Origin of the sequence: Pseudomonas sp. RIT-PI-q, assembly GCF_001297125.1 — a bacterium.
Lineage (GTDB): Bacteria > Pseudomonadota > Gammaproteobacteria > Pseudomonadales > Pseudomonadaceae > Aquipseudomonas.
Map to the genome: position 1 here is coordinate 1 of NZ_LHPC01000006.1, position 25,011 is coordinate 25,011.

The following is a 25,011-nucleotide window of genomic DNA, read 5'->3' on the forward strand; positions in this document are numbered from 1 at the left end:
ATCGGCGCTTGGGTGAAAGGAGGAGAGGCGAAATCTCCCACGGATCTGTACTGCGTCAACAGTCAGAATCGGGCTTTGTCCCTCCTCCTCCCTTCAAGTCCTACCATACAAGCGGGCTTGCCCGCGAAGGCGTCGTTACTGACTCAGCGCAATCTCCCACAGTAATCTCCTGTGAGTGACAAATAGTATGCACACCGAAGATCCCTGTGGGAGCGGGCTTGCCCGCGAAGGCGTCGTTACTGACTCAGCGCAATCTCGATCAACTGATGCAACTCCTCAACCTCCAGCGGCGCCGCCGAAAACAGGATGCGGAACACCGTGGGCGCCGCCACCAGGTTGATCAGCCGATCAACGCTCGGCTTCGGCTGATCAGGGTAACGATCCAGAATTGTCTGCAACTGCCCGCCAATGAGGGTCGCGCAAACGGCCGGTGTGGTGCTGCATTGCACATCGCGAAGCATGTTGCGGCCGGGTTCGGAACTCATCTCATCCAGATACTGCTCCGCCCAGGCACGCACATCACCGCGCAGGCTGCCGGTATCGGCCGGTTCGCTTTCAGGGCGCAGGCGGGCGAGGGCAACGTCCGCCAACAGCACCGACAGATCGCCCCAGCGCCGGTAAATCGTCGACGGCGTGACCCCCGCGCGAGCGGCGATTTGAGGGACGGTCACGGTGGCGCGATCCTGCTCTTCGAGGAGATTGCGAACGGCCGAGTGAACCGACTCTTGCACCCGGGCGCTTCTGCCGCCGGGGCGTAAACCTTCTTTAATAGCCATGAATCGGACCTTAACACAAAGAATTTGCTTTAAGCGAAGGTCAGTAGCACACTCCGCAAAAGCAAAAAGTTAGCTTTTGCGGAGTGTGCCCATGTCCCGTTCTGTTTCAAACCGTGCAAGCCTGTGGTTTCTGGCGATCACCTTACTCAGTTTTCTCGCCGCTTCCACCGCACCGACGCCGTTGTATCACTTGTATCAGGAACACCTGCAGTTCTCGGCGGCGACCCTGACCCTGATTTTCGGTGTCTACGCCATCAGCTTGCTGGCGGCGCTGCTCACGGTCGGTTCGCTCTCGGATCATCTGGGGCGCAAACCGGTGATTTTCACGGCGGTGGTGCTGAATATTCTGGCGATGCTGCTGTTTATCAATGCCGACAGCGTCGCTTGGTTGATCAGCGCTCGGGTGCTTCAGGGCTTTGCTACCGGAATGGCCACGGCCGTATTGAGTGCGGCGCTGCTGGACACCGATCGTCAGCAAGGGCCGCTGATCAACAGCGTTGCGCCGTTGCTGGGCATGGCGGCGGGCGCAATGGGCTGCGGCTTGCTGGCCGAGTTCGCGCCGCTGCCCTTGCAGTTGACCTATTGGGTGCTCTTGGCTTTGTTTTTTATCCAGGCGCTGTACGTCTGGCACTTGCCGGAAAGCGTCAGCTCGCAACCGGGGGCGTGGGCTTCGCTGCGTCCGACGTTGCATGTGCCGATCCAGGCGCGCTCCACGCTGTGGCGGGTGTTGCCACTGAATACCGCGACCTGGGCGCTCGGTGGTTTTTTTGCATCCCTTGCCCCCTCGCTGCTGCGCACGGCTACCGGTTCGACTTCAAACCTGATCGGCGGATCGGCCGTGGCGGCCTTGACGGTGACTGGCGCGCTGATGATCTTCACCCTGCGCAATCGGCCAGCCGCCAACGGGCTGTTGCTGGGCGGCACCTCCCTGCCAGCGGGGCTCGTATTGATTTTACTGGGCGTGCACAACGCCAGCCTGACCTTGTTTTTCGCTGGAACACTGGTGGCCGGTTGCGGATTCGGCGCTGGTTTCCTGGGAGCGGTACGCAGCCTGGTCCCGCTGGCGCTGCCGCATGAGCGGGCTGGATTGATGTCGGCGTACTACGTGCTCAGTTACCTGGCGTTCTGTTTGCCGTCGTTGCTGGCGGGGAACCTGACGCGAACCTTCGGGCTGGTGGCAACCACCGATGGTTATGGCGCGGCATTGATCTTGCTATCCCTGGTGGCGCTGTTTGGACTGGTGCGCCAACGGTCGGTCAAAGTCTGTAGCGCCGATGTTGGATGATCGAGGCTGAAGCTATATAGGCAAAACAGATAACAGTTAGAGATATTACCCGTTATATAGATATTCGATTCGGTTCTACCATGAGCTCTACCTCACCAGAGGACAGGAGTTCGCCATGACATGCCCTAACAGCGCCCCAGCCACTTTCAAACCCTTCAGTCATTTACAGCACCCGCGTGAAGTCATCCGCCAGTTCACCCCGAACTGGTTCGCCGCCACCATGGGCACCGGTGTGCTCGCGCTGGCACTGGCGCAATTGCCCGTGGCCAACCCGGTTTTGCACGGGATCGCCGAAGGGCTTTGGCTGTTCAACATCTTTCTGTTCGTTTTGTTCACGGCACTCTACGCGGCGCGTTGGACGCTGTTTTTCGATGAGGCGCGGCGGATTTTCGGGCACTCCACGGTCTCGATGTTCTTCGGCACCATCCCCATGGGCCTGGCGACTATCATCAATGGTTTTCTGGTGTTCGGTTTGCCGCGTTGGGGCGAGGGCGTGATTGATCTTGCCGAAGTGCTGTGGTGGCTGGATGTGGCGATGTCGCTGGCCTGCGGCGTGCTGATCCCGTACATGATGTTCACCCGGCAGGAGCACAGCATCGATCAGATGACCGCCGTTTGGCTGTTGCCGGTGGTGGCTGCGGAAGTGGCCGCTGCCAGCGGTGGTCTGCTGGCGCCGCACCTGGCCGATGCCCATTCGCAACTGGTGATGCTGGTGACCAGCTACGTACTGTGGGCATTTTCCCTACCGGTTGCGTTCAGCATTCTGACGATCCTGTTGCTGCGCATGGCGTTGCATAAATTGCCCCACGAAAACATGGCGGCTTCTAGCTGGCTGGCGCTCGGACCCATCGGCACCGGCGCGTTGGGCATGTTGCTGCTGGGCGCCGACGCACCAGCCATTTTCGCTGCCAACGGTCTGCCGGGCATCGGTGAAATTGCCGCCGGGTTAGGGCTGGTGGCGGGGATCACGCTGTGGGGGGTCGGCCTGTGGTGGATGCTGATCGCGGTGCTGATTACCGTGCGTTACTTGCGCGTCGGTCTTCCCTTCAACCTCGGCTGGTGGGGCTTCACGTGCCCGTTGGGCGTCTATTCTCTGGCAACGTTGAAACTGGCCAGCACCTTGAACCTGACATTTTTCAGTGCCTTTGGCTGTGTGCTGGTGGCGTTGCTGGCGGTGATGTGGCTGGTCGTCGCCAAACGCACGGTGCAGGGCGCATGGGGGGCGGGTTGTTTGTCTCGCCGTGCATAGCAGGATTAAAGAAATAACCGGCCAGGATTAGGTAATGTGTGGCCTGGATCGGCGTTCGACATTCCAATAACAGTATCCACGCCACTCGCTAGCCAACATCAGGGAAACACGGAAGATGAGTCACCCCTCACAGTTCACCTTGCTACGCACCCGGCGCTTCCTGCCGTTCTTCGTCACGCAGTCGCTCGGGGCGTTCAACGACAACATCTTCAAGCAGTCGTTGATTCTCGCCATTTTGTACAAGCTGACCATCGACGGTGATCGCTCAATCTGGGTCAACCTGTGTGCGTTGTTGTTCATCCTGCCGTTCTTCCTGTTTTCGGCGCTGGCCGGGCAGTTCGGCGAGAAGTTCGCCAAGGACGCGCTGATCCGTCTGATCAAGCTCGGGGAAATCGCCATCATGGCGGTGGGCGCGGTCGGTTTTATGTTCGATCGCCTGTCGCTGATGCTGGTGGCGCTGTTCGCCATGGGCACCCACTCGGCGCTGTTCGGACCGGTGAAATACTCGATCCTGCCCCAAGCCCTGCGTGAAGACGAACTGGTGGGTGGCAACGGGCTGGTGGAAATGGGCACCTTTCTGGCGATCCTCGCCGGGACCATTGGCGCCGGGATCATGATGTCGTCCGCGCATTACGCACCCATCGTTTCCACGGCGATCATCGGTGTCGCGGTGCTCGGCTACCTGGCCAGTCGCAGCATTCCTCGGGCGGCGGCCGCGTCGCCGGAAATGCGCCTGAACTGGAACATTTTCAGCCAGTCCTGGGCCACGTTGAAGCTGGGCCTGGGGCAAACCCCGGCGGTGTCGCGCTCGATTGTCGGCAACTCGTGGTTCTGGTTTGTCGGGGCGATTTACCTGACGCAGATTCCGGCGTATGCCAAGGAGTGGATGCACGGCGACGAAACCGTGGTGACGCTGATTCTGACCGTGTTCTCGGTCGGTATTGCACTTGGTTCGATGCTCTGCGAGAAATTGTCCGGACGTAAAGTCGAAATCGGTCTGGTGCCGTTCGGCTCTTTCGGCCTGACGGTGTTTGGCTTGCTGCTGTGGTGGCATTCCGGTGGAATCCCGGACAGCGTCGCGGGCCATGGCTGGATCGAAGTCCTCGGTTTTGGCCACACCTGGCTGGTACTGATTGATATTCTCGGCCTGGGGATTTTCGGTGGTTTCTACATCGTGCCGCTCTATGCGCTGATCCAGTCGCGCACGCCCGAGAACGAGCGGGCGCGGGTGATCGCTGCCAACAACATTCTCAACGCGCTGTTCATGGTGGTGTCGGCGATTGTCTCGATCGTCTTGCTGAGCATGGTCAAGCTGTCGATTCCGCAGTTGTTCCTGGTGGTGTCGCTGCTGAACATCGGCGTCAACGCTTACATCTTCAAAATCGTCCCCGAGTTCAGCATGCGTTTCATGATCTGGCTGCTCAGCCATTCCATGTACCGCGTGGAGCATCGCAATCTGGATTTGATTCCCGATGAAGGCGCGGCGTTGCTGGTGTGCAATCACGTGTCGTTCGTCGATGCGTTGTTGATTGGCGGGGCGGTGCGTCGGCCGATTCGCTTTGTGATGTATTACAAAATCTACAACCTGCCGGTGCTGAACTTCATCTTTCGCACGGCCGGGACGATTCCGATCGCCGGGCGCCAGGAAGACATTCAGATCTACGAAAGGGCCTTCACGCGAATTGCCCAGTATCTGAAGGATGGCGAACTGGTGTGCATTTTCCCTGAGGGCAAATTGACGGCCGATGGCGAAATCAACGAGTTCAAGGGCGGGTTGACGCGGATTCTCGAAGAGACGCCGGTGCCGGTGATTCCGTTAGCGTTGCAGGGGTTGTGGGGGAGTTTCTTCAGCCGCGATCCGGGCAAGGGTTTGTTTCGCCGGTTGTGGTCGCGGGTGACGTTGGTGGCGGGGCCGGCGGTGGCCGTCGAGGTGGCGGAGCCGGCGAAGTTGCAAGCGTTGGTGGGGGATTTGCGTGGGGCGGTTAGATAGTCAGTGACTGTGCGGGCCTCATCGCGGGCAAGCCCGGCTCCCACAGGATTTGGGGTGTGCCACATATTGTGGACACACCTTCAATCCTTGTGGGAGCCGGGCTTGCCCGCGATGGCGCCAGAGGCCTAGGCGCTAACCTTGAGCCCAACCAACCCGGCAATAATCAACGCCACACTCGCCAGTCGAAACAGCGCCATCGATTCACCAAACAGAATGATCCCGGCAATCACCGTGCCGACAGCACCCACACCGGTCCAGATCGCATAAGCCGTGCCCAGCGGTAATTCCTTCATGGCAAGACCAAGCAAGCCAAGGCTGATGGCCATGGCGGTAACGGTCAACGCGGTGGGGAGAGGGCGGCTGAAACCGTCGGTGTATTTCAGGCCGACGGCCCAGCCGACTTCGAACAGGCCGGCGAAAAACAGAATGATCCAGGACATGAATGACCTCCATCGATTGACGGGGTCGTCCCCAGATTAATGACTCGATCGAGCCGCGAGGTCGTCCTCGCGTTGCGCAATAGAGTGCCCATCATTAACCCGAGGATCAAGTTTTCGGATTAGTCGGCTGCTTGTTGTGCGGCAATTTTGCGGTCTTCTTTCTCGCTCATCCGCCGGAAATACGTCGACAGCAGCGCGCCGGAAATGTTGTGCCAGACGCTGAACAATGCGCTCGGCACCGCCGCCAGCGGCGAGAAGTGCGCACTGGCCAGCGCGGCGCCCAACCCGGAGTTCTGCATACCGACTTCCAGGGCCAGGGATTTGCGTTGGGCCAATGGCAACTTGAACAGGCGCCCGGTGAAGTAACCCAGCAAATAGCCGAAGCTGTTATGCAACATCACCACGGCCATGATCAACAGGCCGGATTCGGCGATCTTCGCCTGGCTGGCGGCGACCACGGCGGTCACGATGATCACGATGCTCACCACCGAAATCAGTGGCAACACTTCTACTGCATGGCGAACCCGCTCACCCAACAGGCGCTGAGCAACCACGCCGAGGACGATTGGCAGCAGCACCACTTGCAGGATCGACCAGAATAGCTCCATGAAAGACACCGGCAACCACGCCGACGCCAACAGCCAGATCAGCGCCGGGGTCAGCAGCGGGGCGAGGAGGGTGGTGACGGCGGCAATGGCCACCGACAGCGCCAGGTCGCCGCGAGCCAGCCAGGTCATCACATTCGACGAGGTGCCACTTGGGCAGCAGCCGACCAGGATGACGCCGACGGCGATTTCCGGTGGCAGATGAAAAGCCTGGCAGAGCAACCACGCCACACCCGGCATGATCACGAAATGCGCGACCACGCCCAGGGCCACGCGCCACGGATGGCGAGCGACTTCGGCGAAGTCTTCGAGTTTGAGGGTCAGGCCCATGCCGAACATCACCAGCCCCAGCAACGGCACGATCGCGCCTTTCAGGCCGATAAACCACGTCGGTTGCAGGAACGCCACGACGGCGAAAATCAGTACCCAGTAAGCGAAGGTGTTGCCGACAAAGCGGCTTAATGCAGCCAGTGCACGCATGGCCTGATCCTTATTATGAGAACAACACAGGTTCTGTAGGAGCTGGCTTGCCAGCGAAGAGGCCCTCAAGTAATACACAAGGCATTTCGACGCCTTCGCTGGCAAGCCAGCTCCTACAAAAGTCACCGCCGGGCTTAGATCCCTTGCGGTGTTTCTTCGCCGCCCAACGCTTCAACCAGCGCTGGCAGGAAGTCGCCGAAGGTCAGCATCATCAGGGTGAAGCTGGCGTCCAGTTGGCCGAGGGCTTCGTCGCCACCGTCCTGTTCCGCCTGATCCTGCAGCAGGTCTTCGAACTTCAGGCGCTTGACCGTCATCTTGTCGTCGAGCATGAACGACAACTTGTCCTGCCAGGCCAACGACAGCTGAGTGACGACTTTGCCGGTGCTCAGGTGCAGCTGGATTTCTTCGCTGGTCAGGTCCTGACGCTTGCAACGCACAATGCCGCCGTCTTCGTGGGTGTCGCGCAGTTCGCACTCGTCCAGCACGAAGAAATCGTCCGCGGCTTTCTGGGTGGTGACCCATTCCGTCATGGTCGCCGTCGGGGACATCTTCACGGTCAGCGGACGTACCGGCAGCGAGCCGATCACTTCGCGCAGGGTCGACAACAGGTCTTCGGCGCGTTTCGGGCTGGCCGAGTTGACCAGGATCAGGCCCTGTTTCGGCGCGATGGCGGCGAAGGTCGACGAGCGACGGATAAAGGCGCGCGGCAGGAAGGCCTGGATGATTTCATCCTTGATCTGATCACGCTCCTTCTTATAGACCTTGCGCATCTGTTCGGCTTCGATCTCTTCGACCTTTTCCTTTACGGCGTCACGTACGACGCTACCCGGCAGAATGCGTTCTTCTTTACGGGCGGCGATCAGCAGGAAGTCGCCGCTGATGTGCACCAGCGGCGCATCTTCGCCCTTGCCGAACGGTGCAACGAAACCGTAGGTGGTCAACTCCTGGCTTGCACATGAACGCGCCTGTTTGGTGGCCAGTGCAGTTTCCAACGCCTCGGCATCAAAAGGCAGATCTTGGGTCAGGCGATAGATAAGCAGGTTTTTGAACCACATGGGGTGAGTCTCTCCTTATATACAAAGGGGGGCATTATTCTCTTCGCGGTGCCATAGGCCAACCCTTCTCTAAGCCTTTGGAAGGGCTGAGAAAATTATTTAAAAAAGTGCTTGCCAGAGGTGGGGTCGCTCCGTAGAATGCGCGCCACACCGAAGCGAAGGGTGATTAGCTCAGCTGGGAGAGCGTCTGCCTTACAAGCAGAATGTCGGCGGTTCGATCCCGTCATCACCCACCATTCGTTTCAATGTTACGCGCAGCGGTAGTTCAGTCGGTTAGAATACCGGCCTGTCACGCCGGGGGTCGCGGGTTCGAGTCCCGTCCGCTGCGCCATATTCGGTAACCTGGAACGCTGAACGCCAGGTCACCACGGAAAAAGCCCGCTTGATGCGGGTTTTTTTCTGTCTGGGGTTTGGCATTGTCGGGCAGCGCCCTCTGTAGGAGCGAGCTCGCTCGCGAAAAACCAGAGAGCACCGCAGTGTCTGCCAGTACCACGTCATCGTTGACGACCTTCGCGAGCAAGCTCACTCCTACAGCCGAAGATGACAGAAACTTCATCCTCCGAATCCGGAAATGCGTTAAAACACCTGAACTTATCAGAAGTTTCCTGCTCTCATGCCGGTAGCCATTGGTCGTGGCCGCCTGATAAGCTCGCGGCTTTACTCGATTGCCCTTTAGGCGCATGAACAAGGAAATAGCATGAAACAGCATCGGTTGGCGGCGGCGGTGGCCCTGGTTAGCCTGGTACTTGCGGGTTGTGACTCGCAGACCAGCGTAGAGCTGAAAACCCCGGCGCAAAAAGCTTCCTACGGGATTGGCCTGAACATGGGCAAGAGCCTGGCTCAGGAAGGCATGGATGATCTGGATTCCAAGGCCGTAGCCCAGGGCATCGAAGATGCCGTCGGCAAGAAAGAACAGAAGCTGAAAGACGACGAACTGGTCGAAGCCTTCGCAGCACTGCAGAAGCGTGCTGAAGAGCGTATGGCCAAAATGAGCGAAGAGTCGGCAGCCGCCGGCAAGAAATTCCTCGAAGACAACGCCAAGAAAGCCGGTGTAACCACCACCGCTTCGGGCCTGCAATACGAAGTGGTCAAGAAGGCCGATGGCGCACAGCCTAAGCCGACCGACGTAGTGACTGTTCACTACACCGGCACCCTGACCAATGGCACCGTGTTCGACAGCTCCGTCGAGCGCGGCAGCCCGATCGATCTGCCGGTCAGCGGTGTGATTCCGGGTTGGGTCGAAGGCCTGCAACTGATGCACGTTGGCGAGAAGTACAAACTGTACATTCCAAGCGAACTGGCTTACGGCGCGCAAAGCCCAAGCCCGGCGATTCCAGCCAACTCGGTGCTGGTATTCGACCTGGAACTGCTGGCGATCAAAGATCCGGCAAAACAAGACGACGCTGCGAAGTAATTTGCGTCAGCTCTAAAAACAACGCCTCGCTTTATGCGGGGCGTTGTTGCATCTGGCGTTCGGCAAGGGGTAAACAAAGCGAACGGATGCTGTAGGCTGGAGTCATAGCCATTGTGGACGCCCGTGCTAGCCGCGCCAGAGCGCCAAGTCAATGAAATCTTGGGTTTTTTTAGGTGAGTAAAAAACGCCCGATCTGAGTCAGGCCCATATAAAACGGGGCTCTCAGGCGTGAAATGCAGCTCTGTTCACAAGGTTATCCACAATTTGTGTGGATAACATTTCAGCGGGAGGAATGATGAAAGCACCCTGGAATTTTGCACGTTTCCTGCCACTGGCCGGACGCCTGCTCGCACGTGGACGTTTACCGACCCTGCTGTTCGCAGTGGCCAGCAAAGGCGCCAGCCAGGGCAACCGGCTGGGCAAACTGAAAGACGATCTGCGCTTGTTGCAGGCACTCTGCCTGGCTTACTGGCGCGGCGAGTACCGGGCGATCAGCCCCAAGGCCCTGATCTCGGTCGTGGCCGGCCTGATGTACTTCCTCAGTCCGGTGGACGCCATTCCGGATTTCATCCCGGTGTTCGGCATGCTCGACGACATCGCCGTGCTGGCCTGGCTGATGAAAGTCCTTGATGACGAGCTCAACGCCTTCCGCGCCTGGCGCAAACGTCAGCTGCCGGAGAAGCTCGCCGTGGTCGAGCGCCTGCCCGATACCCCCGAGCAACTCCAACTCCAGGGCCCGAAGAAAAACTGAGCCGATTCAGGATCATCCTTATATTCAAACCCCTCGCCACCTTGGCCGCTGTTAGGATTACACTTCTAGGGAAAAGTGCCGACTCGCTAAGTGTCGTTGTCCTACGGGGAAGTCATGGATATTCAGATAATCACACGCGAAGGCGAGCCCGAGTATGCGGTTCTGCCATGGGCTCAGTATCAGGCTCTACTGAAAGCAGCAGGCATCAATGAGCAACCGTCGCGGGTTGCCCCAGAGCGTCCCGCGACGACACCAGACCCGATTCTTCCGGGGCTGGATCAACTACGCAGTTTGCGCGAAGGGAAGGGCATCGCCATCGAGGCGCTCGCCCGCACGGTAGGCATCAGCCCGTCTTATCTGGCCTTGATTGAAAATGGCGAGCGTCAACCCGACGCTGCGATTCGCCGCAGCCTGGCCTGGGAATTGACGGTGCCAGGGTGGAGGGATGAATCGTGAGCGTACGCATCAGTCGTCAACATTGGGACGGGTTGCTGGGCGAGCTGGATCAGGCACGCCGCCAGCGTCACCTTCTGACCTATCGCGCGTTGCTGGAGCGGTTGCAGCTGCCGACGCCAGCGATGCAAACCCTGACCGCTGCCCTTGAGCACCTGGCCGCGCTGGATGCCAAAGCCGAACAACCCTTGCGCAGTTCGCTGGTGATCAGCCAGGGCGCCAGCCGCCTGCCGCGCACCGGTTTCTTTGAATGTGTCGAACGCCTCGGGCGTTTCTCCGGTCCTTCCGATGGCATCGCCGCGGCCTCCTGGCATGCCTCGGAAGTGGTGCGAGTGTTCGAATACGAGTACCCCGAGTCGGCGGAGGCCTGAGTGTTTTTACGACTCAAGGCGCGGGCCGGTTACTGGCTGGCCCGCAGGCTGTTTCACTGGTCGTGGTTTGTGCGCCAGCCCCGAGGCTGGCGCTGGCTCGAAGGCCAGTTCGCGCGCATGGCCAACCTGGGTGATGTCGGCGCTCAAAGCTTCTATGGCCACATCCTGACCTTTCGCGGCGTCGGTCTTGGGGCTCGTGAGGAAGGTGTGCGATTGCTGCGCCTGGCGGCGCTGGCGGGCGATGGCAAGGCGGCGTATCAGGTGGGCGTCATCAGCATGGCCGGAACGCCAAGCAAGGCGCCGGATCCGGCTGAGGCGGCGCGGTTTTGGGAGATGGCTGCGAAGGCCGGGCATCCGTTGGCGGAGATCAAGTTGAAAGAGCTGGCGTCTCGCGGTTCTGCAGATTAGACACTTGCTTACCGACAAACAAACGTGGCGTGAGGGAAACCTCTCGCCACGTTTGCGTTTTGGCTCGAGTGTTGTTTGAAGATTGTTATTTGAAGATTGTTATTTGGCGAATAACCCTACACAAACATCCTCCTTTCCTGACTTCTTTCCTTCCTGATCCCCCGCAAAGTCTCGCGCGCTCTATTTTCTGCGCGAAAAATTTATAGAGCTCACCGCGGATAGGATTGATGTGGCCTTTTGATTGAGGTTCGAAATTTCTGGGCAAGGTCGTCGGAAATTTCCTTCAAGTTGTAGCGGTTTCCATGAACTGGTGGGAATTGTGTCCCATCGATAGTCTCTGGTTGTCACTGAAAACTCAGTGATGGGGTGTAGGAACCCTTCAATACTAGAGAAGGCGCCTTGGCGTCGACACCTGAATTGCGGCCGTCAACGTGCGTCCGTAAGATCAGTTGCGGCGGCTGTGCGCGGGCACGCTTCGGCGTGGTCGAGTTCTCTGGTCTCGATATTCCTACCCCGCGTATAGCTGCCACCCAAGCCTGTAGGAAGGCCGATGGAAGCTCCACTTCTACCAGAGGTTTTAAAAATGAAAAATCTTCACCCCGATCCACCCTACGTAAAACCAATCCCCCATCCCGAAAACCGCTTCATGGCGCTCACCAGCAACTGCGACGACATGCCGACCCTGTTCGTCGACACCCACGCGCCGCTCGATGTTTTGTATGACGCTGCCAGCTACCGGATTCAGGCCGTCACCCAGGTGATGGAGAACCTGTCCATGCGCGGCTCGATTGAGTGCCAGTCGTTCATTCTTAGTGATTTTGCTTTGCTCTGCGCCATTCCGTTGCGCGATGGCTGTGATGTGCTGGATGTTCTGGGGCGGCGGTTGAGGGCACGGTCGTCGGAATAGCCGGAGGAGCTATTTGAAGAAGCGGGATCAAAAGATCGCAGCCTTCGGCAGCTCTTACAGAATGTACGCCATTCCCTGTAGGAGCTGCCGAAGGCTGCGATCTTTTTTCGGAAGGCAATCACCGATGCCCGGCAACCAACGCCTCCTCAGCTGACGGCATCGCCAGGCTATCAATCACATGCACGCTATACCCCGGCACATTCTTCGCGTGGTGCTTGGCCTGTGAAGCCATTTCCGCCAATTGGCTCGCATCGAGTTGTCCACAGGCCTGTGGATGCAAATGCACCACGCCGATCGACAGTGACAGCAGCGCAAATTCCTGACGCACACCCTGGCGGTTCGGCGCGATAAAGCAGCCCGCCTCCAAGTGTTCGCTGCGGTAAAAACGCCGACATTGGCTCTGGAAATCATCCAGCAACTGGTTCAAACGTTTGCGCCAGTCTTCCGGGCCGAGTACCAGCAGAAAGTCATCGCCGCCGATATGGCCGACGAAGTCGCGGGATGGATCGACGCGATCATTCAGGCATTGCGCCAGACACAGCAGGACTTCATCGCCACGGCCGTAGCCGTAGATGTCGTTGAAGGGTTTGAAGCTGTCGATGTCCACGTAGCAGATCACTGATTCCCGTTGCTGTTGCAGCAGCCGCGTCAGGCATTGCTGGATGGGCACGTTGCCCGGCAGCAACGTCAGTGGATTGGCGTAGCGGGCTTGCTGGATCTTCAGTTCGGTGATCAGTTTGAGCACGTCGATGACCCGACCCAATCCCAAATAGCCGCCGTTGAGGGTGATGATGAAGTCTTCTTCAATGCGCTGCCGCGCGCGGCTGGTGATCAGGCGGCTGACCTGTTGCAGCGATTGGCTCATTTCCACGGCGAGGAAGTCGTCGTTCATCAGGCGGCTGATCGGTTTGCGGGCGAACAGGTCGGTCGCAAACGGCTTGAGCAGCGCGTCCGAGAGCGAATGCCGGTGGACGATGCCGCAGGGCTGGCCTTGTTCGTCGAGGACGGCCAGGGAGTTGAGGTTGGCCTGGCGGCGGAAGGCTTCCAGCACGGTGGCGGTCGGAGTGTCGCGATCCACCGCCGGTTGGTCATTGAGCAGGGCGCTGAGGTCGCTGCCTTCGTCGTTCAGCATCACCGCGGAGCTGTCCTGTTTGGGCATCAAGGTCCGGGCGTCCCGAGGCGGCTGCTCTTGAGGCCGACAAAGCAGATAACCCTGGACCAGATCGACGCCCATCTCGGTCAACACCGCAAGCTCTTCCGGTAACTCGATGCCTTCGGCGATCACCTGCGCCCGTGAGGCCTTGGCGATTTGCAGGATTGAACCGACAAACTCGCGTTTGAGGGCGTCCTGATGAATGCCATCGATGAAATGCCGGTCGATCTTCACGTAATCCGGCCGCAACTCGGACCAGAGCCGCAGGCTCGAATAGCCCGCCCCCAGATCATCCAGCGCAATCGAAAAACCCATCGCCCGGTAGTGATGCAGCGCGTTTTGCAGCAGCTGGAAATCGTCGGTCGGGGTTTGTTCGGTGAGTTCGATCACCACTTGGCTCGGCGGAATGCCAAAATCCTGCAGCAGTTGCAACGTGCGTCCAGGCTGGTGGGCGGCTTCAAGCAGGGATTCCGGGGAGACGTTGAGGAACAGCTTGCCCGGTAGCTGTTGTTCGTTGAAACGTCGACAGGCACTTTCGCGGCATGCGATCTCCAGCTCGTTCAGGCGACCGGCCTGGCGGGCGACGGCGAACAGTGCGATGGGGGAGTGCAGCGGGCTGTTGGACGGGCCGCGGGTCAGGGCTTCGTAGCCGACAATGCGTCGCTCAGAGAGAGAAATGATCGGCTGGAACAGGCTGTGCAAGCCGCTTTGAGCCAGTATGGAACTCAAGGCACTCAGCTGTTCTGTCGTGGTCATGGCAATCTCGGGGCGAAAAAAAGGGCTGGGATCACGCTCTTGACAAGAGGTGCTCCAGCCCTTTATTTCACGACAGAATGATGACTATTTGATGACGCTCCGGGGAGCGTCAGCATTAAATTGCCATCATTTTGCTAGTAACCACTTAGTGCTTGGCTACCGCGGTGTTGAGTTTCAGGTAGTCCAACAGAATCCGCCCGGTCTCGCTCAGGTAGGCATCGTCTTCTGGTTTGGTCTTGTCCGGCTCGGCCGCGATCGCGTCTTCGTCTTCTTTCTTCAGCTCTTTGAGCGGTTCTTCGCCTTTGGCTTTGCGACGGATGTTTTCCATCGCCAGTTGCTTGGCTTCGATATCGGCGTGCTGGGCACGACGGTCGGCTTCATTGAGGCTGACGGTTTTTTCCGCCATCAGTTTCTGTGCCAGGGCCAGTTTGTCGCGGATAAACACGAACTCCGCGTCTTTGGCCGAACGCAGATCATGCTCGGACTTGAGCTGCGAGATGTACGGTTTGAACGGGTCGACCGCAGGCTTGATGGCCGCGCGGATGGTGTCCCACGGCATGGCTTCCGGCAGCGCGCTTTCACCGATTTCCTTGGTGTCGATGATCGACGGATAGTCGATGTCCGGCAGTACGCCCTGATGCTGGGTGCTCTGCCCGGAAACCCGGTAGAACTTGGCCAGGGTCAGTTTCAGTTCGCCATGGTTCAGCGGCTGAATGGTCTGCACGGTGCCTTTGCCGAAGGTCTGGCCGCCGATGATCAGCGCACGGTGGTAGTCCTGCATGGCGCCGGCAAAAATCTCCGAAGCCGAGGCGGACAAGCGGTTGACCAGCAACGCCATCGGGCCTTTGTAAAACGCACCCGGGTTTTCATCTTCCAGCACATCGACCCGGCCATCGGCGTTACGCACGAGAACGGTCGGACCTTTGTCGATGAACAGGCTGGTCAGTTCGGTGGCTTCCTGAAGGGAACCGCCGCCGTTGTTGCGCAGGTCGATGACCACGCCGTCAACTTTGTCTTTCTGCAACTCGGTCAGCAGTTTCTTGACGTCGCGAGTGGTGCTCTTGTAGTCCGGATCGCCAGCGCGGAAGGCCTTGAAGTCGAGGTAGAAGGCCGGGATCTCGATGACGCCGAGCTTGTAGTCCTTGCCATCCTGTTTCAGGTTCAGCACCGACTTCTTCACGGCCTGATCTTCCAGCTTCACCGCTTCACGGGTGATCGGCACGATCTTGGTGGTCTGGTCGTTCGGCGCATTGCTGGCCGGGATCACTTCCAGGCGCACCACGGTGCCTTTCGGACCACGGATCAGCTTGACCACTTCGTCCAGGCGCCAGCCCACCACGTCGACCATCTCTTTGTTGCCTTGGGCAACGCCGATGATCTTGTCGGCCGGTGCAACCTGCTTGGTCTTGTCGGCCGGACCTGCCGGCACCAGGCGCACGACTTTCACCTGGTCGTTATCGCTCTGCAACACGGCGCCGATGCCCTCGAGGGACAGGCTCATGTTGATGTCGAAGTTCTCCGCGTTATCCGGCGACAGATAATTGGTGTGCGGGTCGTAGGACATGGCGAAGGTGTTGATGTACGCCTGGAAGATGTCTTCCGGACGGGTCTGGTCCAGGCGCGCCAATTGGTTCTTGTAGCGCTTGGTCAGGGTTTCCTGGATCTGCTTGGGCTCTTTGCCGGCGATCTTCATCCGCAGCACTTCGTCCTTGACGCGTTTGCGCCACAGGTCGTCGAGCTCGGCGGTGGACTTGAGCCACGGAGCGTCCTTGCGATCGATCAGCAAGGTTTCCTTGGTGGTGAAGTCGATCTTGTCGACACCCTTGTTCAGCTCGGCAAGGGCAAAGTCCAGACGCGCTTTGACGCGGTCCAGGTAGCGCTTGTAGATGGTGAACCCGGCGTTCAGGTCGCCACTTTTGAGGAAGTCGTCGAACTGGGTCTTCCACTTGTCGAATTCGGCAATGTCGCTGGCCATGAAGTAGCTGCGCGACGGATCCAGCAGCTTGAGGTAGCTGTCATAGATGATCACGGAGCGCGCATCATCGAGTGGCGGCTTGCTGTAGTGATGGCGCTTGAGCAACTCGACAACGTTCAGGCTGGCGATCACTTCGTCACGATCAGGCTGAAGCTTGTCCCAGCTATTTGCTGCGAACGTATTGCTCGACATCGGCAACAGGCCGATACCAATAAATAGGGCTAGGGCGGTGCTGGGGAACAGATGCTTCATGCTGATTCGACGCGGGGACAATTGATCACGCATATTAGGCCGTCTTTGAAGTCGCCGGTTCCACAAAGGGCCGGTCACATAATGCAAGAAAGCCCGGCGCTACAGCTACGGGCTCAGTCCAGACTCACTATGGAGGCACTGTGAAAGCATTGCAAGGCGTTGACGGTCAAGTGGAGTGGCTTGAAGAGCCGAGTCCTACATGCGATGTAGGGCAAGTTCGCATTCGCGTGGCGGCAGCGGGTCTCAATCGCGCCGATTTATTACAGAAGGCTGGCCTTTATCCGCCACCGCCGGGGGCCAGTCAGGTATTGGGTCTTGAGTGCTCGGGGGTGATCAGCGAGGTCGGTGCGGGGTCGTCATGGCAGGTCGGTGATCGGGTCTGCGCCTTGCTGGCCGGGGGCGGGATGGCCGAAGAGGTGGTTGTCGACGGACGGCATGTGTTGCCGGTTCCCGACGGAATGTCGCTGGCCGAAGCGGCGGCGCTACCGGAAGTGTACGCGACCGTCTGGCTGAATCTGTTTCAACTGGCTGCGCTCAAACCGGGTGAGAAAGTTTTGCTGCACGCCGGAGCAAGTGGAATTGGTTCAGCTGCCATTCAGCTGTGCAAGGCGTTTGGCAACCCGTGCTGGGTCAGCGTCGGTTCCGCCGAGCGTCTGGCTTATTGTGAAGCGCTGGGAGCCCAGGGCGGGGTGGTGCGCAATGGGGATCTGCAGAGTTTGAATGATCTGGGGCCGTTCGATGTGATTCTCGATCCGGTGGGTGGCAACTACGCTGAGCTGAATCTGAAGTTGCTGGCCCGCGATGGCCGTTGGGTACTGATCGGCCTGATGGGCGGCCGTGAGGCGAAGCTGGATCTGGCGCAGGTGCTGGCCAAGCGTGTGCAACTGCTGGGTTCGACTTTGCGCAGTCGCGACGAGCAGTTCAAGGCGGATTTGTTCAGTGATCTTAGCCAGCATGTGTGGCCGTTGTTTGCCGAGGGACGGTTGAGTCCGCAGTTGGCCAGGACCTTCCCGATCAAGGACGCCGAAGCGGCGTTTGCCGAGTTGGCGACGAACAAGGTGGCGGGGAAGTTGGTGTTGGTGATTGACGAAAGCCTGGTGTGACCTTTGTGGGAGCGTGGCTTGCCCGCGATTCAGACGACGCGGTGTATCAGTTAAACCGCGTCACCGTTCATCGCGGGCAAGCCGCGCTCCCACATTGATTTTCGATTACTTCCAGAGGTGGATGGGCCAGCCGGCTTTTTCGGCGTGCTCAAGCAGCACCGGATCCGGGTTCACCACGTGTGGGAAATCGACCTTCAACAACAGCGGCAAATCGTTACGTGAGTCGGAATAAAAACTCGCGCCTTCCAGGTTTTCTTCTTCCGCATCCAGCCATTCCAGCAGGCGCGTGATCTTGCCTTCGCGGTAGGTCAGGGTGCCAACGGTGTTGCCGCTATAAACACCGTGCGTCACTTCCAGTTCGATGCCGAGAATTTCGTCGATGCCCAAACGATCGGCAATCGGCCTGACCAGGTGCGTACCCGAGGCGGAGATCACCAGGATCCGGTCACCGGCCTTGCGATGAGCGGCGATGGCTTTGGTGGCATCGCTGAAAATGATCGGTTCGATGAAATCTTCCACCCAAGGCCCGACCAGATGGTCGACCTCTTCCGGTGTGCGGCCAATCATCGGCTCGAGGCTGAAGGTCATGTATTCCTCCATGCGCAATTTGCCGTGACTGTAGGCGTCCATCAGTTCGTTGTTCTGACGCATGAACGACTCGGGATCGACCCAGCCCAGGCGGCCCATTTGCTCGCTCCAGAGGGTGGCGCAGTCGCCGTGAATCAGGGTTTCGTCCAGATCAAAAATTGCCAGGGCCATCAGTGCAGTTCTCTCTTCAACATCAGCAAGGGCATCAGGCTACCTTACACAGGGCCGTCGGATCGATGGAAAGTGCCAGGCGCTGACCATCGGGATGCAAATCGGCCGCCGAGCGGTTCAGCACGTCTACCACCAATTCCACACCCCGAGCCTCGACCCGGTAGCGAATCACGTTGCCCAGCAGGCTGTGGCTGCGCACTTGCGCGTCGAGCTCGCCGTTCAAACTCAGTTCGATGGCTTCCGGGCGAATCGCGATGCGGTGGTTGATCGGCCGTTGCAGCAATTTCGTCGCGCTGTCGGCGTCCAGCAGGTTGTAGTTGCCGATGAAGCCGGCAGCGAAGACATCGACCGGCGCCGTGTACAGGGTTTCGGCGTCGCCGCTTTGTACGATTTTTCCCTGATTCATCAGGAAAATGCGGTCAGACATGGTCAGGGCTTCTTCCTGGTCGTGGGTGACGAAGATCGTGGTCAGCCCTAGTTCGCGCTGGATCTGACGGATCTGTTCGCGCAAGTGCTTGCGAATCCGCGCATCCAGGGCCGATAGCGGTTCATCCAGCAGCAACAGGCGTGGCCGGGTGACCAGGGAGCGAGCCAGCGCGACCCGCTGGCATTGGCCACCGGACAATTGATGCGGATAACGGGCGGCGAAATCATTGAGCTCCACCAGTTTCAGCACTTCGGCGACGCGTTTTTGGCTGTCGTCGGCGTTGACCTTTTGCATGCGCAAACCGAACGCGACGTTCTGCTCCACGGTCATGTTGGGGAACAGCGCGTAGCTCTGGAACACCATGCCGATCCCACGTTTCTGTGGGCTCAACGGCACAATATCGACACCATCGAGCAGGATCTTGCCGCCATCCACCGACGTCAGCCCGGCGATGCAGCGCAGCAGCGTGGACTTGCCGCAACCCGACGGGCCGAGGAGGGTGACGAATTCGCCCTTCTGGATTTCGCAGTTGATGTCGCTGAACACCGGGGTGCCCGCGTAATTCTTCTGAAGGTGTTGGACGCTCACGTAGCTCATTCGCTTTTGTCCTTGTTCAAGATATTGGCAACCCAGGTCAGGACCAGCACAAAGAAGAAGTAGGAAATCACCAGCGCACTGGTGAAATGACCGCTGCTGTTGCGCATGTTGTTGAGGTAGACCTGCAGGGTTTCGTAGCGCGTGCCGACGAGGATGTTGGCGAACACGAACTCGCCGAACAGGAACGAGAACGACAGCAGCAACGCCACCATCAGACCCTTGCGCAAGTTCGGCAGCACCACCAGGAACGCCGCTTGCCAGGTGCTGGCACCGAGCAGTTGGGCGGCGTCCATCAGGTCGCGCAGGTTGATCGCTTGCAGGTTGTTGGTGATCGCCCGGTACATGAACGGCAGCGCCACGGTGAAGTAGCAACCGATCAGGATCCACGGCGTGCCGACCATCGCCAGCGGCCCCGAACCGTAGAGCTGCAACAGCCCCACCGATGACACCACCGGCGGCACCGCGAAGGGCAGCAGGATCAGGATGTTCATCAGCGCGTCGAGTTTCGGGAAGTGGTAATGCACCACGAACAGCAGCGGCAGAATCAGCACCACCGACAGAATCAGTGCACCGACGCACACCAGCAGCGACTGCCCGAAGGCATGCAGGAAGCGCGGATCGCTCCACAGTTGTGTGTACCATTTGAGGGTGAAGCCGCTGGGCAAGATGGTTGCCGACCAACTGGTGGAGAGCGAGTAGATCAACGTGCCGGCCAGCGGCAACAACAGGATGGCGAACAGCAAATACACCACCACCCGGTGATAGACACCGACAGGGCCCAGATCAGCGCGAGACATGGTAACTCCTCTTTAACAGCAGCTGATGCACGACGGTCACCAGGGTCATCAACGCCACCAGCACCACGGCCAGGGCACTGGCCATGTATGGGTCCAGGGAAATATCGCCGGACACCATCGCCGCGACGCGGATCGTCAGCACGTTGAAGTTGCCGGTGGTCAGGGCGTACACCGTGGCGTAGGCGCCGAGGGCGTTGGCCAGCAGAATCACGAACGTGCCGAGCAGTGCTGGGGTCAGCACCGGTAATCCGATGTGCCGCCAGTACTGCCAGCCGTTAGCGCCCAGCAGCGCGGCAGACTCACGCCAATCTTCGCGCAGGGCGTCGAAGGCCGGGTACAGCAGCAACACGCCCAGCGGAATCTGAAAGTAGGTGTACAGCAGGATCAGCCCGGTTTTCGAGTACAGGTTGAAATCCTGAATGATCCCGGCCTGCTTGAGCAGTAGGGTGAAGGCGCCGTTGAAGCCCAGCAGAATGATGAAGGCGAAGGCCAACGGTACGCCGGTAAAGTTGCTGGTCATGTTGGCAAAGGCGTTGACGAAGTTGCGCAGTTTCGAATCGACCCGGCGCAGTGAATAAGCGCCGAGCACGGCGATGATGATTCCGAATACGCTTGACCAAAAACTGATCTCGAGGCTGTACTGGATCGCCTGCAAGTAGAACTTCGAGGTGAAGATCTTGCTGAAGTTGGCCAGGCCCCAGCCGAACTCTTCCGATTGCACGCTGTTGATCATCACCCAGAACAGCGGGGCGATCTCGAACACGATAAAGAACAGTGTGAAGGGCACCAGGCACAGCACTGCCAGCCATTTGCCACGGGTCATGAAGTTCACTTGAGCAGCTCCCGGCACACAGGTTTGTCGTGGGCCACGCCGAGCAGTTCGCAGACGGTGCCGCAGATTTCTGTCTGTTTCGGTGCGGCGCTGGCGTTGAAACTGAAGGCATCGCCGAGCACGAACAGCGGTACTTCACGCTCCTCTGGCAACAGGCCATTGTGAGAGCGGTCATTGTTCATGCCGTGGTCGGCAGTCACCAGCACCTGATAACCGGCGTCAAGCCAGCCTTGCAGGTAGTCGGCGAGGATGATGTCGGCCGAGCGGGCGCTGTTGCGGTATTGCGCGGTGTCGAGGCCGTGCTTGTGCCCGGCGTCGTCGATGTTCATGGGGTGGACCAGCAGAAAATTCGGCGTATGGCGCAGGCGCAGGTTTTCCGCGTCGGCGAACAGGTGCGAGTCCGGGTAGTGATCGTTCCAGTAAAAATGACCGTGCTGGATCGGCAGCTCGGGGTTGTCAGTGTGACGATCCCGGGCGGCAATAAATGGCGAACGGTTGTACAGCTCGCTGACCCAGTGATAGGCCGCCGCCGCAGTTTTCAACCCGCCATCGCGGGCGTAGTGATAGATGCTGCGCTGGTTGGACAGGCGCGAGACGTTGTTGTGGACGATGCCGCTGTCGATCGGCGTGACGCCGGTGAGGATGCATTCGTAAAGCGGTCGGGACAGGGCCGGCAGTTCGCACTCCAGTTTGTAGAGCGCCGCGCGTCCTGCGCCGACGTACGCCTGCAGGTGTCCCATGGCGTGGCGCGCGACTTCGTAATTGAGGCCGTCGAGCACGACAAGGATGACGTTGTGCTTCATAGGGGCGATGACTCCGTGTGTGCCGTCGAAAACCTGTAGGAGCGAAGCTTGCTCGCGAAGGCGGACTTTCAGCCAACATCAATGTTGAATGTCAGTCCGTCTTCGCGGGCAAGCCTCGCTCCTACAAGGGTTTCAGTGTTACTGCTTCATGTTGACGATGACTTCTTCCTGCCACTTCTGAGGCACGGACTTGGAGGTTTTCTCCCAAACATCGGCGTCCTTGATCGGCGTTACGTTTTTGTACTGCTCGTTCGGCAACAGGTTGGCCTGTACATCGGCCGGCAGTTTCAGGTGCTCGGCACGGATCGGACGCGCATTGCCGCGTGCCAGGTTGGTCTGGCCTTCGTCGCTGAAGATGTACTCACGCGCCAGTTTGGCGGCGTTCGGGTGCTTGGCGTATTTGTTGATGATGGTGGTGTAACCGGAAATCACCGAGCCATCGGATGGAATCAGGACGATGTAGTCATCTGGATTGACCATCTTGGCCTTATAGCTCAGGCCGTTGAAGTCCCAGACCACGCCGACTTCGATTTCACCCTTTTCCATGCTGGCAATCACCGGGTCGGTCATCGACAGGCGCCCTTGTTTGGCGATGTCGGCGAAGAACAACAGGCCTGGTTCAATGTTCTTTTCGTCGCCGCCCTTGGAGAGGGCCGCTGCCAGTACGCCGTTGATGGCCTGGGCGGAGGTGCTCACGTCACCGATGGAAACCTTGTACTTGCCGTTTGCAAGATCAGCCCAGCTCTTGGGTACGTCGGAGCCGTGCAGCAGTGTCTTGTTGATAATGAAAGCGATGGAGCCGGTATAGGCCAGGGCCCAATGACCGTCTTTGTCTTTGGCCCAGGCTGGCACCTGATCCCAGGTGCTCGGTTTGTAAGGCTGTGAAACCTCTTGCTTGATGGCGATCGGGCCGAAGGCGGCACCGACGTCGCCGATGTCAGCACTGGCGTTGTCCTTTTCCGCTTTGAACTTGGCGATTTCCTGAGCCGAACTCATGTCGGTGTCGATGTGCTTCAGGCCGTAGTTCTTGGCCAGGTCGTCCCAGGTGCCTTTCCAGTTGGCCCAGTTATCGGGCATGCCGACACTGTTGACCTCACCTTCCGCTTTCGCCGCGGCTTCCAGGGTTTTCAAGTCGGTATCAGCGGCCATGGCGGCGGTGCACATGGCAATGGTCGAGCCTAACAGTGATGCCAGGAAAAGCTGTTTCATCCGAAGCTCCTTTGGGCGTTTTCAACGCTGCGATTGCGGTTGTGTTGGTCTAGGTCAGCAATACCTGAGCCAATTTAGGCGGGTTGGATGACATTTTGATGTCGACGACCGGTCTGCCCATATTTCCTGTGCTGCAATACTCAGGGTGCGAGTTAAGCGTAGACCATGGTTAAAAGGCTGATATAGAAGGACTTGGCTGTTAAATTGCAGGTGTCTGGCTCAACCGTTCGGCGGCTTTGTCATCTGCCAGTCATGTGCAGTGCCTAGGCTTGCAGGCAATTGATGGCGCCGATTTGAATCGCGGTTCCGCCCCGAAACAGTGCTGGTCTAGTCCAGATAGGTAACGTTGATGCGCATCGAGACAACCAAAGCGGTGACAGCCATCGGGCAGGTGCTTCAGGAACAGCTCGACCACGGGCTGTTGGCGCCTGGAAGCAAGTTGCCGGCCGAGCGCAAGCTCAGTGAGTTGTTCGGGACCACGCGGATTACCGTGCGTGAGGCGTTGTTGCAGTTGGAAGCCCAAGGGCAGATTTATCGCGAGGAGCGCCGTGGCTGGTTCGTGTCGCCGCCGCGCCTGGCTTATAACCTGATGCAGCGCAGTCACTTTCACGCGATGGTCAGCGCGCAGGGGCGGGTGCCGTCCACTGAGGTGATTTCGGCGCGGTTGCAGCCTGCGTCGGCGGCGGTGTGTGCCTGGTTGCAGTTGCCGGCGTTGTCGAGTGTGATTCAGGTTTGTCGGGCGCGGCGCATCGATGGGCGGTTGGTGTTGTATGTGGAGCACTATCTGAATCCACAGTATTTCCCTGGGATTCTGGATTTTGATTTGAATCAGTCGATTACTGAGTTGTATGCGCGGCATTACGATTTGCACTATGGGCGGGTGCGTTTCGAGATTGTGCCGACGGCGTTGTCGGTGGATGCGGCGGCGGCTTTACGGGTGTCGGTGGGGAGTCCTGGACTGCGCATTGCTCGGGTTAATTATGATCAGCATGAGCGGTTGATCGATTGTGATCTGGAGTTTTGGCGGCATGATGCGATTCACGTTGGGGTTGATGTGGTTTGACCTTGGCGGCCTTTGGGCCGACCAGGCTCTTGGGTGATTTGGGTGTATATCCGTTGCTGCGGTAACGGCGGCTTGGGGTTTCGCCCTTACGGCGAGTCCCTTTTGTCAGACGCCACAAAAGGAACCAAAAAGTCTTGCCCCAGCGTCCGGCCCCTCGCTTAGGGTCGGCGTACCTTCGCTCCGGTGTCCATCCGGGGGCATCGCCTCCGGTCTGCTTCGCGACGACCTCTTCTCGATGTGTTCGGCTGCGCCGAACGGCGCTGCGCGCCCACCCCCGGATGCACACCTCCACTCAGCCTTCCGAAGGGGCAGGTGGATCAAGATCAAGAGCTGAAAGCGAGCTAACGCTCGGCCTGATGAGTGGTGAAAAGCAGCAGGTATGCGCTGCTGTTTTTGTAGGAGCTGGCTTGCCAGCGAAGGCGGCTTTGAGCCTTGCATCGAAAATGCCGACGCCTTCGCCGGCAAGCCGGCTCCTACAGGGTTTCGGTGCGCCGACGCGCAGGGCATTCATTTAATACGTCACTGTAGGCGCTTGCCAGCGAAGGGGCGGGTGGATCAAGGTCAAGAGCTGAAGGCGAGCTAACGCTCGGCCTGTTGAGTGGTGAAAAGCAGCAGGTATGCGCAGCTGTTTCTGTAGGAGCTGGCTTGCCAGCGAAGGCGGCTTTGAGCCTTGCATCGAAAATGCCGACGTCTTCGCCGGCAAGCCGGCTCCTACAGGGTTTCGGTGCGCCGACGCGCTGGGCATTCATTCAATACGCCACTGTAGGCGCTTGCCAGCGAAGGCGGCTTTGAGCCTTGCATCGAAAATGCCGACGCCTTCGCCGGCTAGCCGGTTCCTACAGGGTTTCGGTGCGCCGACGCGCAGGGCATTCATTTAATACGTCACTGTAGGCGCTTGTCAGCGAAGGGGCGGGTGGATCAAGGTCAAGAGCTGAAGGCGAGCTAACGCTCGACCTGTTGAGTGGTGAAAAGCAGCAGGTATGCGCTGCTGTTTTTGTAGGAGCTGGCTTGCCAGCGAAGGCGGCTTTGAGCCTTGCATCGAAAATGCCGACGCCTTCGCCGGCAAGCCGGCTCCTACAGGGTTTCGGTGCGCCGACGCGC

22 protein-coding genes, 2 tRNA genes and 1 pseudogene are annotated in these 25,011 nt (G+C 59.0%); 13 read left to right on the forward strand and 12 right to left on the reverse strand.

The window, feature by feature from the left end:
- Positions 1–236: 236 nt before the first annotated feature.
- Positions 237–776 carry a TetR/AcrR family transcriptional regulator gene (locus AEQ67_RS00075; RefSeq protein WP_059401921.1) on the reverse strand — a complete coding sequence of 180 codons (540 nt, stop codon included), beginning with the start codon at positions 774–776 and terminating at the stop codon, positions 237–239.
- Between the two features lie 91 nt (positions 777–867).
- Here AEQ67_RS00075 and AEQ67_RS00080 point away from each other — a divergent pair, with 91 nt between their 5' ends.
- The 3 genes and pseudogenes from AEQ67_RS00080 (at position 868) to AEQ67_RS00090 (ending at position 5,300) form a co-directional block, all read left to right on the forward strand.
- Positions 868–2,061, forward strand: coding sequence for an MFS transporter (locus tag AEQ67_RS00080; protein ID WP_059401922.1), 1,194 nt, complete (start codon positions 868–870; stop codon positions 2,059–2,061).
- Between the two features lie 115 nt (positions 2,062–2,176).
- A pseudogene (locus tag AEQ67_RS00085) lies at positions 2,177–3,327 on the forward strand (TDT family transporter).
- 98 nt (positions 3,328–3,425) lie between these two features.
- Complete coding sequence (locus AEQ67_RS00090) at positions 3,426–5,300, forward strand: MFS transporter (RefSeq protein ID WP_059401923.1); 1,875 nt, start codon at positions 3,426–3,428, stop codon at positions 5,298–5,300.
- 125 nt (positions 5,301–5,425) lie between these two features.
- On the opposite strand, the gene sugE is transcribed toward AEQ67_RS00090, so the two are convergent.
- The 3 genes from sugE to rdgC all read right to left on the reverse strand — a co-directional run bounded on the left by sugE (position 5,426) and on the right by rdgC (position 7,880).
- Positions 5,426–5,740 carry a quaternary ammonium compound efflux SMR transporter SugE gene (gene sugE / locus AEQ67_RS00095; RefSeq protein WP_059401924.1) on the reverse strand — a complete coding sequence of 105 codons (315 nt, stop codon included), beginning with the start codon at positions 5,738–5,740 and terminating at the stop codon, positions 5,426–5,428.
- 119 nt (positions 5,741–5,859) lie between these two features.
- Entirely contained in the window at positions 5,860–6,825 is a 966-nt protein-coding gene (locus tag AEQ67_RS00100; protein WP_059401925.1) for a bile acid:sodium symporter family protein, read from the reverse strand.
- 134 nt (positions 6,826–6,959) lie between these two features.
- On the reverse strand, positions 6,960–7,880 hold the full coding sequence (rdgC, locus tag AEQ67_RS00105) for a recombination-associated protein RdgC (protein ID WP_059401926.1): 921 nt from the start codon (positions 7,878–7,880) through the stop codon (positions 6,960–6,962).
- A gap of 160 nt (positions 7,881–8,040) precedes the next feature.
- Here rdgC and AEQ67_RS00110 point away from each other — a divergent pair.
- The 8 genes from AEQ67_RS00110 (at position 8,041) to AEQ67_RS00145 (ending at position 12,184) form a co-directional block, all read left to right on the forward strand.
- Positions 8,041–8,116, forward strand: a tRNA-Val gene (locus tag AEQ67_RS00110).
- Positions 8,117–8,134: 18 nt separating this feature from the next.
- Positions 8,135–8,211: transfer RNA gene (locus tag AEQ67_RS00115), tRNA-Asp, on the forward strand.
- Positions 8,212–8,577: 366 nt separating this feature from the next.
- Positions 8,578–9,294: an FKBP-type peptidyl-prolyl cis-trans isomerase gene (locus tag AEQ67_RS00120; protein ID WP_059401927.1), complete on the forward strand. Its 717-nt coding sequence runs from the start codon at positions 8,578–8,580 to the stop codon at positions 9,292–9,294.
- Positions 9,295–9,589: 295 nt separating this feature from the next.
- Positions 9,590–10,045 carry a YkvA family protein gene (locus AEQ67_RS00125; protein WP_059401928.1) on the forward strand — a complete coding sequence of 152 codons (456 nt, stop codon included), beginning with the start codon at positions 9,590–9,592 and terminating at the stop codon, positions 10,043–10,045.
- A 114-nt stretch (positions 10,046–10,159) separates the two neighbouring features.
- Entirely contained in the window at positions 10,160–10,501 is a 342-nt protein-coding gene (locus AEQ67_RS00130) for a helix-turn-helix domain-containing protein (RefSeq protein ID WP_059401929.1), read from the forward strand.
- The gene (locus tag AEQ67_RS00135; RefSeq protein ID WP_059401930.1) at positions 10,498–10,869 is read left to right on the forward strand and encodes a hypothetical protein; all 372 of its coding nucleotides are present in this window, start codon (positions 10,498–10,500) and stop codon (positions 10,867–10,869) included. Before AEQ67_RS00130 ends, AEQ67_RS00135 begins: the two co-directional genes overlap by 4 nt.
- Positions 10,870–11,277, forward strand: a complete 408-nt coding sequence (locus AEQ67_RS00140) for a sel1 repeat family protein (protein ID WP_059401931.1) — start codon at positions 10,870–10,872, stop codon at positions 11,275–11,277.
- A gap of 583 nt (positions 11,278–11,860) precedes the next feature.
- Positions 11,861–12,184, forward strand: a complete 324-nt coding sequence (locus tag AEQ67_RS00145) for a hypothetical protein (protein WP_059401941.1) — start codon at positions 11,861–11,863, stop codon at positions 12,182–12,184.
- Between the two features lie 118 nt (positions 12,185–12,302).
- On the opposite strand, the gene AEQ67_RS00150 is transcribed toward AEQ67_RS00145, so the two are convergent.
- Together AEQ67_RS00150 and AEQ67_RS00155 are read right to left on the reverse strand one after the other, a co-directional pair.
- Entirely contained in the window at positions 12,303–14,093 is a 1,791-nt protein-coding gene (locus tag AEQ67_RS00150) for a bifunctional diguanylate cyclase/phosphodiesterase (RefSeq protein WP_059401932.1), read from the reverse strand.
- Positions 14,094–14,238: 145 nt separating this feature from the next.
- Positions 14,239–16,320: a carboxy terminal-processing peptidase gene (locus tag AEQ67_RS00155; RefSeq protein ID WP_177333620.1), complete on the reverse strand. Its 2,082-nt coding sequence runs from the start codon at positions 16,318–16,320 to the stop codon at positions 14,239–14,241.
- Between the two features lie 140 nt (positions 16,321–16,460).
- Between AEQ67_RS00155 and AEQ67_RS00160 the strand changes: the two genes are divergently transcribed.
- Entirely contained in the window at positions 16,461–17,423 is a 963-nt protein-coding gene (locus AEQ67_RS00160) for a zinc-binding dehydrogenase (protein WP_059401934.1), read from the forward strand.
- 105 nt (positions 17,424–17,528) lie between these two features.
- On the opposite strand, the gene AEQ67_RS00165 is transcribed toward AEQ67_RS00160, so the two are convergent.
- From AEQ67_RS00165 to AEQ67_RS00190, 6 genes are all read right to left on the reverse strand, one after another.
- Positions 17,529–18,182, reverse strand: a complete 654-nt coding sequence (locus tag AEQ67_RS00165) for an HAD family hydrolase (protein WP_046056551.1) — start codon at positions 18,180–18,182, stop codon at positions 17,529–17,531.
- 34 nt (positions 18,183–18,216) lie between these two features.
- Positions 18,217–19,206 (reverse strand): ABC transporter ATP-binding protein, encoded by a 990-nt coding sequence (locus tag AEQ67_RS00170; RefSeq protein WP_059401935.1) that lies wholly within the window; start codon positions 19,204–19,206, stop codon positions 18,217–18,219.
- A complete protein-coding gene (locus tag AEQ67_RS00175) occupies positions 19,203–20,003 on the reverse strand; it encodes an ABC transporter permease (RefSeq protein WP_059401936.1) in 801 nt (266 codons plus the stop codon). The genes AEQ67_RS00170 and AEQ67_RS00175 overlap by 4 nt, the downstream gene beginning before the upstream one ends.
- Positions 19,990–20,826 carry an ABC transporter permease gene (locus AEQ67_RS00180; protein WP_161807450.1) on the reverse strand — a complete coding sequence of 279 codons (837 nt, stop codon included), beginning with the start codon at positions 20,824–20,826 and terminating at the stop codon, positions 19,990–19,992. The genes AEQ67_RS00175 and AEQ67_RS00180 overlap by 14 nt, the downstream gene beginning before the upstream one ends.
- Before the next feature lie 5 nt (positions 20,827–20,831).
- The gene (locus AEQ67_RS00185) at positions 20,832–21,638 is read right to left on the reverse strand and encodes an alkaline phosphatase family protein (protein WP_059401938.1); all 807 of its coding nucleotides are present in this window, start codon (positions 21,636–21,638) and stop codon (positions 20,832–20,834) included.
- 138 nt (positions 21,639–21,776) lie between these two features.
- Complete coding sequence (locus tag AEQ67_RS00190; protein WP_059401939.1) at positions 21,777–22,847, reverse strand: ABC transporter substrate-binding protein; 1,071 nt, start codon at positions 22,845–22,847, stop codon at positions 21,777–21,779.
- A gap of 349 nt (positions 22,848–23,196) precedes the next feature.
- On the opposite strand from AEQ67_RS00190, the gene AEQ67_RS00195 reads away from it, so the two are divergent.
- A complete protein-coding gene (locus AEQ67_RS00195) occupies positions 23,197–23,910 on the forward strand; it encodes a UTRA domain-containing protein (protein ID WP_059401940.1) in 714 nt (237 codons plus the stop codon).
- Positions 23,911–25,011 lie beyond the last annotated feature (1,101 nt).

Coding starts and splice junctions, on each gene's coding strand:
- AEQ67_RS00150 (WP_059401932.1), bottom strand. CDS start 14,093: ATGACCACGACAGAACAGCTGAGTGCCTTGAGTTCCATACTGGCTCAA.
- rdgC (WP_059401926.1), bottom strand. CDS start 7,880: ATGTGGTTCAAAAACCTGCTTATCTATCGCCTGACCCAAGATCTGCCT.
- AEQ67_RS00195 (WP_059401940.1), top strand. CDS start 23,197: ATGCGCATCGAGACAACCAAAGCGGTGACAGCCATCGGGCAGGTGCTT.
- AEQ67_RS00185 (WP_059401938.1), bottom strand. CDS start 21,638: ATGAAGCACAACGTCATCCTTGTCGTGCTCGACGGCCTCAATTACGAA.
- AEQ67_RS00090 (WP_059401923.1), top strand. CDS start 3,426: ATGAGTCACCCCTCACAGTTCACCTTGCTACGCACCCGGCGCTTCCTG.
- AEQ67_RS00180 (WP_161807450.1), bottom strand. CDS start 20,826: ATGACCCGTGGCAAATGGCTGGCAGTGCTGTGCCTGGTGCCCTTCACA.
- AEQ67_RS00120 (WP_059401927.1), top strand. CDS start 8,578: ATGAAACAGCATCGGTTGGCGGCGGCGGTGGCCCTGGTTAGCCTGGTA.
- AEQ67_RS00130 (WP_059401929.1), top strand. CDS start 10,160: ATGGATATTCAGATAATCACACGCGAAGGCGAGCCCGAGTATGCGGTT.
- AEQ67_RS00145 (WP_059401941.1), top strand. CDS start 11,861: ATGAAAAATCTTCACCCCGATCCACCCTACGTAAAACCAATCCCCCAT.
- AEQ67_RS00155 (WP_177333620.1), bottom strand. CDS start 16,320: ATGAAGCATCTGTTCCCCAGCACCGCCCTAGCCCTATTTATTGGTATC.
- AEQ67_RS00100 (WP_059401925.1), bottom strand. CDS start 6,825: ATGCGTGCACTGGCTGCATTAAGCCGCTTTGTCGGCAACACCTTCGCT.
- AEQ67_RS00165 (WP_046056551.1), bottom strand. CDS start 18,182: ATGGCCCTGGCAATTTTTGATCTGGACGAAACCCTGATTCACGGCGAC.
- AEQ67_RS00080 (WP_059401922.1), top strand. CDS start 868: ATGTCCCGTTCTGTTTCAAACCGTGCAAGCCTGTGGTTTCTGGCGATC.
- AEQ67_RS00125 (WP_059401928.1), top strand. CDS start 9,590: ATGAAAGCACCCTGGAATTTTGCACGTTTCCTGCCACTGGCCGGACGC.
- AEQ67_RS00175 (WP_059401936.1), bottom strand. CDS start 20,003: ATGTCTCGCGCTGATCTGGGCCCTGTCGGTGTCTATCACCGGGTGGTG.
- AEQ67_RS00190 (WP_059401939.1), bottom strand. CDS start 22,847: ATGAAACAGCTTTTCCTGGCATCACTGTTAGGCTCGACCATTGCCATG.
- AEQ67_RS00170 (WP_059401935.1), bottom strand. CDS start 19,206: ATGAGCTACGTGAGCGTCCAACACCTTCAGAAGAATTACGCGGGCACC.
- AEQ67_RS00075 (WP_059401921.1), bottom strand. CDS start 776: ATGGCTATTAAAGAAGGTTTACGCCCCGGCGGCAGAAGCGCCCGGGTG.
- sugE (WP_059401924.1), bottom strand. CDS start 5,740: ATGTCCTGGATCATTCTGTTTTTCGCCGGCCTGTTCGAAGTCGGCTGG.